General features: G+C 69.8%; 15 protein-coding genes. 12 read left to right on the forward strand and 3 right to left on the reverse strand.

Features of this window, described 5'->3' with window-relative positions; all coding sequences use genetic code 11:
• The first annotated feature begins 2 nt into the window (after window positions 1-2).
• Entirely contained in the window at window positions 3-242 is a 240-nt protein-coding gene (gene rpsR, locus DEJ49_RS20290; RefSeq protein WP_150185434.1) for a 30S ribosomal protein S18, read from the forward strand.
• Between the two features lie 271 nt (window positions 243-513).
• Complete coding sequence (locus DEJ49_RS20295) at window positions 514-753, forward strand: DUF397 domain-containing protein (RefSeq protein ID WP_223775964.1); 240 nt, start codon at window positions 514-516, stop codon at window positions 751-753.
• 11 nt (window positions 754-764) lie between these two features.
• Here DEJ49_RS20295 and DEJ49_RS20300 read toward each other — a convergent pair whose 3' ends face one another.
• Window positions 765-1259: an ATP-binding protein gene (locus tag DEJ49_RS20300; protein WP_150185435.1), complete on the reverse strand. Its 495-nt coding sequence runs from the start codon at window positions 1257-1259 to the stop codon at window positions 765-767.
• 304 nt (window positions 1260-1563) lie between these two features.
• Here DEJ49_RS20300 and DEJ49_RS20305 point away from each other — a divergent pair, with 304 nt between their 5' ends.
• The 6 genes from DEJ49_RS20305 to DEJ49_RS20330 all read left to right on the forward strand — a co-directional run bounded on the left by DEJ49_RS20305 (window position 1564) and on the right by DEJ49_RS20330 (window position 6994).
• The gene (locus DEJ49_RS20305; protein ID WP_150170547.1) at window positions 1564-2427 is read left to right on the forward strand and encodes a helix-turn-helix domain-containing protein; all 864 of its coding nucleotides are present in this window, start codon (window positions 1564-1566) and stop codon (window positions 2425-2427) included.
• A gap of 77 nt (window positions 2428-2504) precedes the next feature.
• Window positions 2505-3962, forward strand: coding sequence for an aldehyde dehydrogenase family protein (locus tag DEJ49_RS20310; protein WP_150185436.1), 1458 nt, complete (start codon window positions 2505-2507; stop codon window positions 3960-3962).
• Between the two features lie 143 nt (window positions 3963-4105).
• Window positions 4106-4657, forward strand: a complete 552-nt coding sequence (locus DEJ49_RS20315; RefSeq protein WP_150185437.1) for a DinB family protein — start codon at window positions 4106-4108, stop codon at window positions 4655-4657.
• A 33-nt stretch (window positions 4658-4690) separates the two neighbouring features.
• Complete coding sequence (locus DEJ49_RS20320) at window positions 4691-5308, forward strand: PadR family transcriptional regulator (RefSeq protein ID WP_150185438.1); 618 nt, start codon at window positions 4691-4693, stop codon at window positions 5306-5308.
• An 87-nt stretch (window positions 5309-5395) separates the two neighbouring features.
• Entirely contained in the window at window positions 5396-6154 is a 759-nt protein-coding gene (locus DEJ49_RS20325) for a MerR family transcriptional regulator (RefSeq protein ID WP_150185439.1), read from the forward strand.
• Window positions 6155-6301: 147 nt separating this feature from the next.
• Window positions 6302-6994, forward strand: coding sequence for a DedA family protein (locus DEJ49_RS20330; protein WP_150185440.1), 693 nt, complete (start codon window positions 6302-6304; stop codon window positions 6992-6994).
• Window positions 6995-7012: 18 nt separating this feature from the next.
• Here DEJ49_RS20330 and DEJ49_RS20335 read toward each other — a convergent pair whose 3' ends face one another.
• Window positions 7013-8686 (reverse strand): threonine/serine exporter ThrE family protein, encoded by a 1674-nt coding sequence (locus DEJ49_RS20335; protein ID WP_150185441.1) that lies wholly within the window; start codon window positions 8684-8686, stop codon window positions 7013-7015.
• 118 nt (window positions 8687-8804) lie between these two features.
• The gene (locus DEJ49_RS20340) at window positions 8805-9296 is read right to left on the reverse strand and encodes an inorganic diphosphatase (RefSeq protein ID WP_055701044.1); all 492 of its coding nucleotides are present in this window, start codon (window positions 9294-9296) and stop codon (window positions 8805-8807) included.
• Between the two features lie 124 nt (window positions 9297-9420).
• Here DEJ49_RS20340 and dacB point away from each other — a divergent pair, with 124 nt between their 5' ends.
• The 4 genes from dacB to hpt all read left to right on the forward strand — a co-directional run bounded on the left by dacB (window position 9421) and on the right by hpt (window position 14176).
• Window positions 9421-10932 (forward strand): D-alanyl-D-alanine carboxypeptidase/D-alanyl-D-alanine-endopeptidase, encoded by a 1512-nt coding sequence (dacB, locus tag DEJ49_RS20345; protein ID WP_411757181.1) that lies wholly within the window; start codon window positions 9421-9423, stop codon window positions 10930-10932.
• A gap of 214 nt (window positions 10933-11146) precedes the next feature.
• A complete protein-coding gene (locus DEJ49_RS20350) occupies window positions 11147-12274 on the forward strand; it encodes a zinc-dependent metalloprotease (RefSeq protein WP_150185443.1) in 1128 nt (375 codons plus the stop codon).
• 231 nt (window positions 12275-12505) lie between these two features.
• Window positions 12506-13561, forward strand: coding sequence for a tRNA lysidine(34) synthetase TilS (gene tilS / locus DEJ49_RS20355; protein WP_150185444.1), 1056 nt, complete (start codon window positions 12506-12508; stop codon window positions 13559-13561).
• 54 nt (window positions 13562-13615) lie between these two features.
• Window positions 13616-14176, forward strand: coding sequence for a hypoxanthine phosphoribosyltransferase (gene hpt / locus DEJ49_RS20360; protein WP_150175769.1), 561 nt, complete (start codon window positions 13616-13618; stop codon window positions 14174-14176).
• Window positions 14177-14200: the final 24 nt, after the last annotated feature.

Raw genomic sequence — 14200 nt, forward strand, 5'->3', positions numbered from 1 at the left:
CCTTGACCCCGCGCAAGTCCGCGGCCCGCCCGCACAAGCCGAAGCCCAACCCTCTGGACGCCGCCGGCATCACGTACATCGACTACAAGGACACCGATCTGCTCCGGAAGTTCATCTCGGACCGCGGCAAGATCCGCAGCCGACGCGTCACGCGCGTGTCGGCGCGGCAGCAGCGCCGGATCGCCGCGGCGATCAAGAACGCCCGAGAGATGGCACTGCTGCCGTACGGGTCGCCGCGGTAACCCGCCGCGTTTCGGCCGACTTCGCCGACCGGACCGCCACCCGGATCGTGGAACACCAAGGGCGCGGCATGCGTCTCTTCCTAGTGCACGAGGAATTCGATCCGGCCGGTCCGGGCTCCGGAACAGGTGCTGACAAGCCTGTAATCAAGGGAACACCCCGCGTGCACGTGCATCTGCCCATGCATCTGCATGTGAACACAGCTATGATCCGGGACAGTTGACCACTGCATCTAGAGCCACACACGGCACCGCATGACCCGGGGAGCGATCTGTGCACCACGCGTTTAACGGCATGGCGGCCACGGAGCTTCACGGGGTCGTCTGGCAGAAGAGCAGGCACAGCAACTCGCAGGGCTCGTGCGTGGAGTTCGCGAAACTGCCGGGCGGCGACGTCGCCGTGCGCAACTCGCGGTTCCCGGACGGCCCGGCGCTCGTCTATACGCGCGCCGAGATCGAGGCGATGCTGCTGGGGATGAAGGACGGGGAGTTCGACCACCTGATAGGTGGCTGACTCGACCGGGCTCAGCTCAGGCTGAACAGCGCCCAGACCACCTTGCCGCGCAGCGCGCCGGCGAGCGGGTGCCAGCCCCAGCTGTCGCTGAAGGAGTCCACGAGGAACAGGCCCCGCCCGGACTCCGCGGAGAAGTCGTCGTCCGTGTCGCGCGCGACCGGACTCTCGTCGCTGGGGTCGCGCACCGCGCACACGAGCCGCGTCGCCCAGTGCATCAGGTGCAGCCGCACGGGCGGCTCCTGGTGATGGTGATCGCGCGGCGTGTCGGCGGGCAGCGCGTGACGCAGCGCGTTGGTGACGAGTTCGGAGACGACCAGCGCGATGTCGTCGAACCGCTCGTCGAGATCCCACTGGCCCAGCGTCTTGCGGGTGAACTGCCGGGCGCTGCCCACTGCTTCGTAGCGGGCGGGGAGGGCGACGGAGGCCGCGTCCGAGACGGCGGAGGGGTCGATCGGAGGTAGCCCCTGCCTTAACGGCTCGAGCATGGTCGATCCATTCGTCCCCATGCGAGGCACTCCCCGGTTTCGCGGTACGTAGCGATGGAGCGGTTGGCGCGGTCGGTCGCCGATGGTGCGGTCGGTACAGCGGTGGCGCGCGGACCATGGTTCCGAATGCGCACAGCAGATGCAAGGGCAGATGCACGTGCACGCGCCCGTCTTGGTCGATCCCGTGCCACTTCTTGCCCATTTCTTCCCACGACTTCTTCTGAGGACCTTTCGGACCCTTTCTGTTTCTGTAACCGGACGTGTACGGCCCGAAGCGTTTAATGGCAGACTGCTGGCTTCCAGTCGATCGGGAGGATTGAGCGAAGTGACCGCAGGGGAGTCGAGCGGCTCGGTGGTACGGCGCATCCTGCTGGGCTCGCAGCTGAGGCGGCTCAGGGAATCCCGCGGCATCACCCGCGAAGCGGCCGGGTACTCCATCCGCGCCTCCGAATCGAAGATCAGCCGCATGGAGTTGGGACGGGTGAGCTTCAAGTCCAGGGATGTCGAGGACCTTCTGACGCTCTACGGCGTCACCGACGACGCCGAGCGCGGCGCGCTGCTCTCGCTCGCCAAAGAGGCCAACCTCACGGGCTGGTGGCACAGTTACTCGGACGTCCTGCCCGGCTGGTTCCAGACATATATCGGCCTGGAGGGCGCGGCCTCGCTCATCCGCGTCTATGAAGTCCAGTTCGTGAACGGCCTGTTGCAGACCGAGGCGTACGCGCACGCGGTCGTCGCCCGCGGCATGAAGGGCGCGAGCCGCGCCGAGATCGACCGCCGCGTCGCCCTGCGCCTCGAACGCCAGAAACTCCTCACCTCCGAGCACGCACCCCGCTTCCACTGCGTCCTGGACGAGGCAGCGCTCCGGCGTCCGTACGGCGACCGCGAGGTGATGCGGGGGCAGATCCAGCACCTCATCGAGATCTCCGAGCGCCCCAACGTCACTCTCCAGGTCATGCCGTTCAGCTTCGGCGGGCACGCGGGCGAGAGCGGCGCCTTCACCATGCTGAGCTTCCCGGAGTCCGACCTCTCCGATGTCGTGTACGTGGAGCAGCTCACCGGCGCCCTCTACCTCGACAAGGCCGAGGAAGTCGCCCAGTACGAGCGCGTGGTCGCGCAGCTGCAGAAGGACAGTCCCGATCCGGTCGGCAGCCGGGATCTTCTCCGTGGTCTACTCCAACTCACCTGAAACATAAGTACTATGACGTGAGATCAGGTGTCTGCTTCCGTTTGCGGCCGTCTGCTGCCGCGGCAAGGGGTCCGCTCATGTCCTTCTTCACCGACCTGGCCAATCAGTACATCGACGGGGAGTGGAAGGCCGGGTCGGGTTCCTGGGACATCATCGACTTCAATCCGTACGACGGGGAGAAGCTGGCGTCCATCACGGTCGCCACGGCGGACGAGGTCGACCAGGCCTACCGCGCGGCCGAGCGGGCGCAGCGGGACTGGGCGGAGACGAACCCCTACACGCGCCGAGCCGTCTTCGAGCGCGCCCTGCGGATCGTCGAGGACCGCGAGGAAGAGATCACCGAGGCGATCGTCGCCGAGCTCGGCGGCACGCGCCTCAAGGCCGCCTTCGAGCTCCACCTCACCAAGGAGTTCCTGCGCGAGGCCGTCCATCTCGCGCTGCGCCCCGAGGGCCGCGTCCTGCCGTCCCCGGACGAAGGCAAGGAGAACCGCCTCTACCGCGTCCCGGTCGGTGTGGTGGGCGTCATCAGCCCGTTCAACTTCCCGTTCCTCCTGTCGATCAAGAGTGTCGCCCCCGCGCTCGCCCTCGGCAACGCCGTGGTGCTCAAGCCGCACCAGAACGCGCCCGTCCTCGGCGGCAGCCTGGTGGCGAAGGTCTTCGAGGACGCGGGCCTGCCGGCCGGTCTGCTCAACGTAGTGATCACGGACATAGCCGAGATAGGCGACGCCTTCCTCGAGAACACCGTGCCGAGCGTCATCTCCTTCACCGGCTCGGACCGTGTGGGCCGCCATGTCGCGACGGTCTGCGCCTCGCACTTCAAGCGCTCCATCCTGGAGATGGGCGGCAACAGCGCGCTGATCGTCCTGGACGACGCCGACATCGACTACGCGGTGGACGCGGCGGTCTTCAGCCGCTTCGTGCACCAGGGCCAGGTCTGCATGGCCGCCAACCGCATCCTCGTGGACCGGTCCGTGCTGGCGGAGTTCACGGAGAAGTTCGTCGACAAGGTCGCGGGCCTGAAGGTCGGCGACCCGGCCGACCCCGCCACCCACATCGGCCCGCTCATCAACTCCTCGCAGGCGGACGCCGTCACGGCTGTCGTCGAGCAGGCCGTCGCGGCGGGCGCGAAGGCGCTGCTGCAGGGGCGCGCCGAGGGCAACCTGGTCGCCCCCTCGGTCCTGACCGACCTGCCCGAGGACTCCCCGGTCCGCACCCAGGAGATCTTCGGTCCCGTCGCCCTGCTGCTGCCCTTCGACGGCGAGGACGAGGCGGTCCGCATCGCCAACGACACGCCGTACGGCCTGAGTGGCGCCGTGCACACCGCCGACACGGAGCGCGGCGTACGCATCGCCAAGCGCGTCAGGACCGGCATGATCCACGTGAACGACGGCACCGTGCACGACGAGCCGATCGTGCCGTTCGGCGGCGAGAAGAACAGCGGCATCGGGCGGCTGAACGGCGAGTCGACGGTCGACGCGTTCACCACGCAGAAGTGGATCTCGGTGCAGCACGGCCGATCGCGCTTCCCGTTCTGATCCACCTCGATTTCTTCCTGCTCCCGGAGCCTTGCGGACAGAAACTGACCGCAAGGCTCCGTAGCGTCTGTGGTGTCGAAAAAGCCCGGCGGACGAGCCCGGCGGAACGGCCCGCGACAGCGGGCGGGAGAGAGGCGGACACCATGGTCACCCACGTCAGCGCGGAAGCCCACGGCGACGAGCGGGGCGCCCTGATCGCCTTCGTGGAGGCGCAGCGCGGCGGCATCCGCCGCTCGGTCATCGGCCTCACCGACGAGCAGGCGAAGACCCGCCCGAGCGCCAGTGAGCTGACCCTCGGCGGCCTCGTGAAGCACGTCGCGGAGGTGGAGCTCAACTGGCTCCGCATGGCGCAGCAGAAGCCCAACGAGAAGGCCCGCACGCAGGAGACGTGGGGCGACGGATTCGTCCTCGTGGAGGGCGAGACGCTCGCGGAGACGCTGGCGTTCTGGGACGGGGTCGCCCGCGAGACCGAGGCGTTCATCCGCGAGGTCCCGAGCCTCGACGACACCTTCCCGCTGCCCGAGGCGCCGTGGTTCCCGAAGGACGGCGCCGTGTCGATGCGCTGGCTGATGCTGCACCTGGTCGAGGAGATCGGACGGCACGCGGGCCACGCCGACATCATCCGCGAGTCGCTGGACGGCAGGACGGCCTTCGAGCTGGTGGCGCTGGAGCAGGGCTACCCTAGTCAAAATTGATGACTCGGGGGGCTGAGTGGAAGGGCGCGGTACATGTCAGCGATCCGGCTCCTTGTCCTGGGGGCCGTGCGCCAGCACGGCCGCGCCCACGGCTACCAGGTCCGCAACGACCTGGAGTACTGGGGCGCCCATGAGTGGTCCAACGCCAAGCCCGGGTCGATCTACCACGCCCTGAAGCAGCTGGCGAAGCAGGGCATGCTGCGCGCCCACGAGGTCGCCCCCTCCACGGTGGGCGGCCCGCCCCGCACGGAGTACGAGATCACGGAGCAGGGCACGGAGGAGTTCCTCTCCCTCCTCCGCGAGTCCCTGACGACGTACGACCAGCGGCCGGACATCCTCACGGCCGCGCTCGGCTTCATGGTGGACCTGCCGCGCGAGGAGGCCGTCGCCCTCCTCAAGGAGCGGGTGCGCCGCATGGAGGAGTGGCGGGCCTCCGTCACCGAGTACTACACGCCGGCGGAGGGCCCCGAACAGCTGGGCCACATCGGGGAGATCATGAACTACTGGGTGCACTCGGCCGACACGGGCGCGGAGTGGACCAAGAGCCTCATCGCGCGCGTGGAGGGCGGCGCGTACACCTTCGCGGGCGAGGGCGAACCCTTCGTGGCGGTGCTCGCGGACGGCCAGGAGAACCCGTACGCGACGGGGTAGCACCGGTTGCCCCGCTGTCGCGCTTGCACCTCACGCGACGTGAGGACAGAGGCTGATGCGCGAACCGAGAGACGAAGGGCGGACGCCATGAGCTGGTCCGTGGGACAGGTCGCCGCTTTCGCCGGAGTGACCGTGCGCACGCTGCACCACTACGACGAGATCGGCCTGCTGGTTCCCGGCGGGCGCAGCCACGCGGGTCACCGTCGCTACGGCGACGACGACCTCGACCGGCTGCAGCAGATCCTGTTCTACCGGGAGCTCGGCTTCCCCCTCGACGAGGTGGCGGCCCTTCTGGACGACCCGGACACGGACCCGCGGGACCACCTGCGCCGTCAGCACGGACTGCTGACCGCGCGGATCCACCGGCTCCAGGAGATGGCCGCCGCCGTCGAGACTGCCATGGAGGCGAAGAAGATGGGCATCAACCTCACGCCCGAGGAGAAGTTCGAGGTCTTCGGGGACCACGATCCCGACCAGTACGCCGAGGAGGTCGAGCAGCGCTGGGGCGACACGGACGCCTACCGCGAGTCGCAGCGCAAGGCCGCCTCGTACACCAAGGACGACTGGAAGCGGATCAACGACGAGCTCGACGCGGTCCACGCGCGCGTGGGCGACCTGCTGGGCCGCGGTGTGCCCGCGGACTCCGCGGAGGCCATGGACGCCGCCGAGGAGCACCGCCGCTTCATCACGGCGAACCACTACGCCTGCTCGCACGAGATGCACACCTGTCTCGGCGAGATGTATGTGGCCGACGAGCGGTTCACGGCCTTCTACGAAGCCATCAGGCCGGGCCTGGCGGTGTACCTGCGGGACGCGATCCTCGCGAACGCGGCACGCAACGGGTGAGGCCTGAGCGGCCCGGCCATGTCCCAGTTGTCGCACGGTGCGGCGGGAGAAGGGCACTGGAACCTGGCCGGGCCGCGGCGCGTTGCTAAATTTGGGGGGCTGCACCTGCCGCCGCCCCGCCCCCTCACCCCTCAGGAGCCCGGAACCGTGACGACGCTTGCGCTCGGACCAAGCTGGTTGGATCCGGACTACCTGCTCAACCAGTTCGGTCTCTGGGGCCTGCTGGTGATCGTCTTCGCGGAGTCGGGCCTGCTCATCGGCTTCTTCCTGCCGGGTGACTCGCTGCTGTTCACCACCGGCCTGCTGATCACCACGAACAAGCTGGACACCCCGCTGTGGCTGGCCTGCCTGCTGATCTGCATGGCCGCGATCCTCGGCGACCAGGCGGGCTACCTCTTCGGCAAGAAGGTCGGCCCCTCGCTCTTCAACCGCCCGGACTCCAAGCTCTTCAAGCAGGAGAACGTGGTCAAGGCCCACGACTTCTTCGAGAAGTACGGCCCGAAGTCCCTGGTCCTGGCCCGCTTCGTGCCGATCGTGCGCACCTTCACGCCGATCATCGCCGGCGTCTCCGGCATGCGGTACCGCTCGTTCATCACGTTCAACATCATCGGCGGCGTCATGTGGGGCGCGGGCGTCACGCTGCTCGGCGCCTGGCTCGGCAACATCGAGTTCGTGCACAAGAACATCGAGGCGATCCTCATCCTGATCGTCCTCGTCTCGGTGGTGCCGATCGCCATCGAGTTCCTGCGCGCGCGCAGCAAGTCCAAGAAGGCCATGGCCGCGGAAGGCGCTCCGGGCACGCCCCCGGCGCAGCAGCGCGGCCGCCACGCCAAGCGCTGACGCACTCCGCGAGAGGACTCAGAAGCCGCGCGTCCGCTTGGCCGCGCGGCGGTTCGCCGCCGAGGCCGCGCCCGGCACCTTCAGGATCAGCCGGGAGACCTCGCTCCCCAGGTTCACGCCGATCGCGATGGCCAGGGCCGTCGCGACGGCCTTGGTGAGCGAGTTCATGCCCGTGTTCAGGTCGTTCTGCGCCAGCGCGAGCAGCCCGAAGTACGTCGCGCTACCGGGCAGCAGCGGCCCGATCGCCGCCGTCACGTACGGCAGTGACGACGCGAACCGGTACCGCGAGAAGAGCTGCCCGAACAGGCCCACCAGACCGGCCGCCACGGCCGTCGCGGCGACGGGCGAGAGCTCCAGCGGCGTCTGCGCCAGCGCCCCGAACATGACCCAGGCGATGCCGCCGTTGAGGGTCACCATCAGCACGGTGTTACGTTCCTGCTGAAGCAGGATCGCGAACGCCAGACTCAGTGCCATCGACGCCAGGATCTGGATGACCGGCCGCGACGACGTCACGCCGAACTTCGTCTCCGGAGTCAGGTTCGTCGCGTCGAGCATGACGCCGAGCGACAGCACGAGCAGCACACCGCAGACGATGCCCACGATGAGGTACATGACCTCAAGGAGACGTGCGGCCGCGGTGATGTAGTAGCCGGTCAGACCGTCCTGCACGCCCGCCACCAGGGCTCGCCCCGGGATCAGCGCGAAGAGCCCACCCGTGATCACCGCCGAGGCCATGGACGCCTCGGTGTGCACGAAGCTGAGCGCCACACCCATCCCCGCGGGCGGCATCGCGGCGCCCACGAACTGGTAGAACTCCGGCAGCCCGCGCCCCGCGCACAGCCAGGCGAGCCGGTCGCCGAGCATCGCGCCCACGGCGGCCACCAGGAAGACCAGCGCGCCACCGCCCACCAGAACCGACGCGGAGCCCGCGAGGAGCCCGCTGGCGGCCGTGAGGGCCCAGCCGGGATAGGGGTGACGGTTACGCCGAATGCCCGCGAGCCGACGGTAGGCCTCCTCCAGGGAGATCTCCAGGTCCGGGTCGCTGATGTCGTCCACCAGGTGGAAGACGGCCGCGAGACGCGTGTAGTCGGTGCCGCGCCTGCGCACCGTCCTGGAGGCCGTGACCGGGTCGTCGACCAGCGAGGGCTGGTGCGAGATCGACAGGAGCGTGAACGTCACGTTCGGCTCGCAGCGGTCGAGGCCGTACGAGCGGCAGACGGCGAACATCGCCGCCTCCACGTCCTCGGCGCCCTCACCGCCCGCGAGCAGCAGCTCGCCGATACGCAGGGTCAGGTCGAGCACGCGCGGCACGGCGGGCCCGCTGTCGTCCTCCTGCTTCTGCGCGGGCTCGGGAGCGGGCCGCTCGGTGACCGGCATGCGCAGCATCGTGCGCATCTGGTCCTGCCACGGCACGTCCTTGGTGAGCTTCACCAGGGGTATGCCCTGCGCGGGCGTGAACGCCTGCGGGGCGTTGCGGGAGGTGTAGGTGTGCGGCGTGGTGAACGCCGACTTCTCGGTCTCCTGCGTCGTCGACGACGGTGTCGCGAGACCGGTGGGAATGGCGAACTCGGACGTCGTCTGGGACTCGTCCTCAGGGGCCGGTGGCTGCGCCACCACACCGCTGGGCTGCACGAACGCGCTGCGTGCTTCGTCCGACTGCGGCTTGCGGTCCTCGGCCTCCTGCTCGGCCACTGATGCCCTCACTTTTCATACGACTCGTACGCACCCTCCGTATGGCCAGTATGGGCACAGATACACGAACGGGCCGCGTGACCCCCTTGGGTCGCGCGGCCCGTCCGGGGCGAGTGGCTCAGTGGCCGCCCTCGTCCTTGAAGCGCTTGTAGGAACGCTCGATCTCGGCCTCGGCGTCCGCGCGGCCGACCCAGTCGGCGCCCTCGACGGACTTGCCGGGCTCCAGGTCCTTGTAGACCTCGAAGAAGTGCTGGATCTCCAGGCGGTCGAACTCGGAGACGTGGTGGATGTCGCGCAGGTGCTCCACGCGCGGGTCGGAGGCCGGGACGCAGAGCAGCTTGTCGTCGCCGCCCGCCTCGTCGGTCATCCGGAACATGCCGATCGCGCGGCACTTGATGAGGCAGCCCGGGAAGGTCGGCTCGTCCAGGATGACCAGGGCGTCCAGCGGGTCACCGTCCTCGCCGAGGGTGTTCTCGACGAAGCCGTAGTCCGCGGGGTAGCTGGTCGACGTGAAGAGGCGACGGTCCAGACGGATCCGGCCGGTCTCGTGGTCCACCTCGTACTTGTTCCGCGAACCCTTCGGAATCTCGATGGTGACGTCGAACTCCACGGGTGGCTCCTCCATGATCAGCACATACTTCGGGTGATTAAGTGTCCCTCACGCAGATGTGTGATCGCGAAAGGGGCTGGTCGTCGTGCCGGAGCTCAAGCCTTGGCAGCGGCCTCGACAGCTTTTGAGACAGCTGCCAAAGCCTTCCGCCACCAAGCTCTCCGGGTTCTCCGGGAAGCTCACGACCTGGCAGCTCACAGCTGGGTCCGCCGCCTTCGGCCTGGTCATCGCGGCCGGGGCGGTGGCCGCGGCCGGCCCTTGGGACTCCTCCGGTCAGCGTACGGCGGAGCGGGACCGGGCCGCTTCCCAGGAGGCCTGGGGTGGCGCAGATCACGCTGGTCGGGCGCCCGGGAGCGAGCCCGAAGCGGCTCCGAGCGCCCCTTCGGTGCTCGCGGGGCTCGGCGCGCCCGCGGGGGTGGCACCGGCACCGACGGACTCCGCGCTGGCGGAGGTGCTCGATCCGCTCATGCGGGATCCGGCGCTCGGTCCGAAGCGGTCGGCCGTCGTGCTCGACGCGGCCACGGGGAAGCCCGTCTACGGCAAGAGCGCGGGCGACGGCCTGACGCCCGCGTCGACCATCAAGATCGCCACGGCCGTCGCGGCGCTGTCCGCGGTGGGCCCGGACCACCGCATCGCCACGAAGACGGTGATCGAACCCGCCGGCTCCTCGGCCGCTCCTGACGTCGTCCTGGTCGGCGGCGGCGACCCCACACTCACCGCCCGCAAGGACGGCCGCTACACGGACACGGCGGCGAGCCTGCGTACCCTCGCCGAGGACACGGCACGCTCCCTCAAGAGCCGCGGCATCGACAAGATCAAGCTCTCGTACGACACGTCGCTGTACTCCGGCCCCGTGCAGCACCCGATCGGCCCGAACGAGAACATCACGCCGGTCAGCGCCCTCATGGCCGACGAGGGCCGCCTGGACGACTCCACGAGCGGCCCCGCACCGCGCACGGCGGACCCGGCGGGCGAGGCGACGAGGAAATTCGCTTCGTTCCTCCGCGACAAGGGCATCGACACATCAACACCCCCCGAGGCGACCCCGGGCCCCTCCAAGGCATCGGACCGCGCCGAGGCCCTGGCGAAGGTCGAGTCGCCGCCGCTGTCGGCGCTGGTCGAACGGATGCTGACGCACAGCGACAACGACATCGCCGAGGCGCTGGCCCGCCAGGCGGCGATCGCCGCGAAGGAGCCGGCGAGCTTCGACGGCGCGGGCAAGGCGGTGCGCGCCACCCTCTCCAAGCAGAAACTCCCCCTCTCCGGCACGAAGTTCGCCGACGGCAGCGGCCTGGACCGTGCCGACCGCGTCTCCGCGGAGCTCCTCGCCGCGCTCCTGGACCACGCGGCGGACCCGGGCCGCCCCGAACTCCGCTCGGTCGTCACGGGCCTGCCCGTGGCGGGCTTCACCGGCACGCTCGTCGACCGCTACCCCAAGGACTCGCCGGGCACGGGGGTGGTCCGCGCCAAGACCGGCACGCTGACGGGCGTGAACAGCCTCGCGGGAACGGTGGTGGACGCGGACGGCCGCCTCCTGGTCTTCGCCTTCATGACCACAGGCACGACGGACCCCCAGTCGGCCCAGAGGGCCCTGGACCACATGGCCTCAACAGTGGCGAACTGCGGCTGCCGCTAAAAGCCCCCTGAACGACTGATCGCCGGGCCCTGAAACCCGAACGCCCGGGAGCCGCCGCCAGGGGCGCGGGGAACTGCGCGAGCAACCCCCACCGGGCCCGCGCGGGAGCAACCGAGGCCCACCCGCCCCAAACGGGCCCTAGGGGCAGGCTCCAGGGCAATGTCAGGGATGCCAGCCCCTCCACAGGAGGGAGCCAGCACGTACCGTTGAGCGCATGACGAGCATCGGTGGTGCCGAGATGGTCGACTGGAATCTCGCGGTGGCGACCGCGACCCGCCTCGTGAGGCCGGGCCCCGAGGTGAGCCGCGACGAGGCGCGAGCCGTCGTCGCGGAGCTCCGTCGGCACGCCAAATCCTCGGAGGAACACGTCCGTTCCTTCACGAGGATGGGGACGGAGGCCACCCACGACACCCCGGTCCTCGTGGTGGACAGGGCCGGCTGGGTCAGGGCGAACGTCGCGGGGTTCAGGGAGATCCTGAAGCCCCTCCTCGACAAGATGCAGGACCGCCGCACGGGCCCCGGCGGCGCCGTGCTGGGCGCGGTCGGCGGCAAGGTGACGGGCGTGGAGCTCGGCATGCTCCTGTCGTTCCTCGCCTCCCGCGTCCTCGGGCAGTACGAGACGTTCGCCCCGGCTACCCGCGACCTCCCCGCGGGAGCGAACGGCGGCGGCAGGCTCCTCCTGGTCGCCCCGAACATCGTGCACGTGGAGCGCGAGCTCGACGTGGACCCCCACGACTTCCGCCTCTGGGTCTGCCTCCACGAGGAGACGCACCGCACGCAGTTCACCGCCGTGCCGTGGCTGCGCGACCACCTGGAGGCCGAGATCCAGTCGTTCCTCGGCGAGACCGAGGTCGACCCGATGACGGTCCTGGAGCGCGTCAGGGAGGCCGCCCAGACCTTCGCGGGCGGCCGTACCGACGCGGCGGAGGGCGAGGAGTCCGAGGGCGGCCGCTCCCTCGTCGAGCTCGTCCAGACCCCCGCCCAGCGCGAGATCCTCGCCCGCCTGACAGCCGTGATGTCCCTGCTCGAGGGCCACGCGGACTTCGTGATGGACGGCGTGGGCCCGGACGTCGTGCCGTCCGTCGGCGAGATCCGGGAGAAGTTCCAGCAGCGCAGGGCCCGCGGCGCGAGCCGCCTCGACCAGGCGCTGCGCAAGCTCCTCGGTCTCGACGCCAAATTGCGCCAGTACCGCGACGGCGAGCGCTTCGTGCGCGCCGTCGTCGACGAGGTCGGCATGGACGGCTTCAACCGCGTGTGGACGTCGCCGAACACGCTGCCCACGAAGGCGGAGATCGCCAAACCGGCGGACTGGGTCGCGCGGGTGCACCGTAAGGGAGACTGACAGGCCGGAAGCGGCCGATGGCAGGAGAACGCCCCCGTAATCACCCGTCCGAGGGACCGTAGGCGATGGGTAGGCGTGCAATGCTCGGGTAACGGCTCGGCTCTGTCACCATCGACACACTCTGAGTGACCGAACGCGCGGGAAGCGAGGCCCCCCGAGGGCCGGACGACCCGAGTGGGTCCTGAGTGACTGGTCCGAGCTCACCCCCGAACTTCACGAAGGGAACCGGACATGGGTCCCCATCCTGCGGTCGCGGCGATACGCCTGGCGGTCCGCCGCGTACTCCACGACGTCCTGACCGACCTACAGCGCACCTCCGAGAACGACCCCCCACGCCCCCCGCTGCCCCCGCACCCCCCGCACGAGCAGCCCGCGTCGCCGCTCGTGCTCGTCGCCTGCTCCGGCGGCGCCGACTCCATGGCGCTCGCCTCCGCGCTCGCCTTCGAGGCCCCCAAGCTCGGCATGCGCGCCGGCGGCATCACCGTCGACCACGGCCTGCAGCCCGGCTCCGACCTGCGCGCCGCGGAAGTCGTCGTGCGCCTCACCGCGCTCGGCCTGACCCCGGTCGACTCCGTGGCCGTGTCCGTGGGCCGCGACGGAGGCCCCGAGGCCGCCGCCCGCGACGCGCGCTACGCAGCCCTGGACGCCGCCGCCGAACGGCATTCGGCGGCCGCCGTCCTGCTCGGCCACACCCGTGACGACCAGGCCGAGACCGTCCTGCTCGGCCTCGCCCGCGGCTCCGGGATCCGCTCGCTGTCCGGAATGGCGGCGACCTCGGGGGTCGCCGGCCGTTACCGCCGCCCCTTCCTGCACCTGGACCGGCAGACCGCCCGCAAGGCGTGCATGGTCCAGTCGCTGCCCGTCTGGGACGACCCGCACAACGCCGACCCGGCGTACACCCGCTCCCGGCTGCGCCACGAGGGCCTGCCCGCCCTGGAGAAGGCGCTCGGCAAGGGCGTCGTCGAGGCGCTCGCCCGCACGGCGCAGCTGTCCAGGGACGACGCCGACGCCCTCGACACCTGGGCCGCCCAGGCCGAGACGACCGTGCGCGACTCCACCGGCCTCCTGGAGTGCGCGAAGCTCTACGCGCTGCCCCCCGCGGTGCGCCGCCGCATCGTCCGCCGGGCCGCCATCGACGCGGGCGCCCCCGCGGGTTCGCTCTTCGCCCGGCACATCGAAGAGGTCGACCGTCTGATCACGGGCTGGCGCGGCCAGGGAGCCATCAACCTCCCGGGCAAAGTCGTGGCTCAGCGCCAGGGTGGCAGACTGGTGATCCGGCAAGGCTGACGAGAGGCCCGTGTGACTGGCGGGCCGAGTCGGCCGGTGGGACGACCGAAAGTGATGCGGGTGGACGCGAAAGACATGGGCACCGACCTCCAGTCGGTGCTCATCACCAAAGAAGAGATCGACGCGAAGCTGGCCGAGCTGGCCGCCAAGATCGACGCGGAGTACGCGGGCAAGGACCTGCTGATCGTCGGCGTCCTCAAGGGCGCTGTGATGGTCATGGCGGACCTGGCGCGTGCGCTGTCCACTCCCGTCACGATGGACTGGATGGCCGTTTCGTCGTACGGCGCGGGGACCCAGTCCTCCGGCGTCGTGCGGATCCTCAAGGACCTGGACACCGACATCAAGGGCAAGCACGTCCTGATCGTCGAGGACATCATCGACTCCGGTCTGACGCTGTCCTGGCTGCTGTCCAACCTCGGCTCGCGCGAGCCCGCCTCCCTCGAGGTGTGCACACTGCTGCGCAAGCCCGAGGCGGCCAAGGTCGCGATCGACGTGAAGTGGATCGGCTTCGACATCCCGAACGAGTTCGTCGTGGGGTACGGCCTCGACTTCGCCGAGAAGTACCGCAACCTCCCGTTCGTCGGGACGCTCGCTCCGCACGTCTACGGCGGCTGACGTCTCGTAGGGCCGCCGAGCGGT

Source organism: Streptomyces venezuelae (genome assembly GCF_008642335.1).
Classification (GTDB): Bacteria; Actinomycetota; Actinomycetes; order Streptomycetales; family Streptomycetaceae; genus Streptomyces; species Streptomyces venezuelae_F.

Coding starts and splice junctions, on each gene's coding strand:
- DEJ49_RS20315 (WP_150185437.1), top strand. CDS start 4,106: ATGGTCACCCACGTCAGCGCGGAAGCCCACGGCGACGAGCGGGGCGCC.
- hpt (WP_150175769.1), top strand. CDS start 13,616: ATGCGGGTGGACGCGAAAGACATGGGCACCGACCTCCAGTCGGTGCTC.
- DEJ49_RS20300 (WP_150185435.1), bottom strand. CDS start 1,259: ATGGGGACGAATGGATCGACCATGCTCGAGCCGTTAAGGCAGGGGCTA.
- DEJ49_RS20350 (WP_150185443.1), top strand. CDS start 11,147: ATGACGAGCATCGGTGGTGCCGAGATGGTCGACTGGAATCTCGCGGTG.
- DEJ49_RS20310 (WP_150185436.1), top strand. CDS start 2,505: ATGTCCTTCTTCACCGACCTGGCCAATCAGTACATCGACGGGGAGTGG.
- tilS (WP_150185444.1), top strand. CDS start 12,506: ATGGGTCCCCATCCTGCGGTCGCGGCGATACGCCTGGCGGTCCGCCGC.
- DEJ49_RS20325 (WP_150185439.1), top strand. CDS start 5,396: ATGAGCTGGTCCGTGGGACAGGTCGCCGCTTTCGCCGGAGTGACCGTG.
- DEJ49_RS20320 (WP_150185438.1), top strand. CDS start 4,691: ATGTCAGCGATCCGGCTCCTTGTCCTGGGGGCCGTGCGCCAGCACGGC.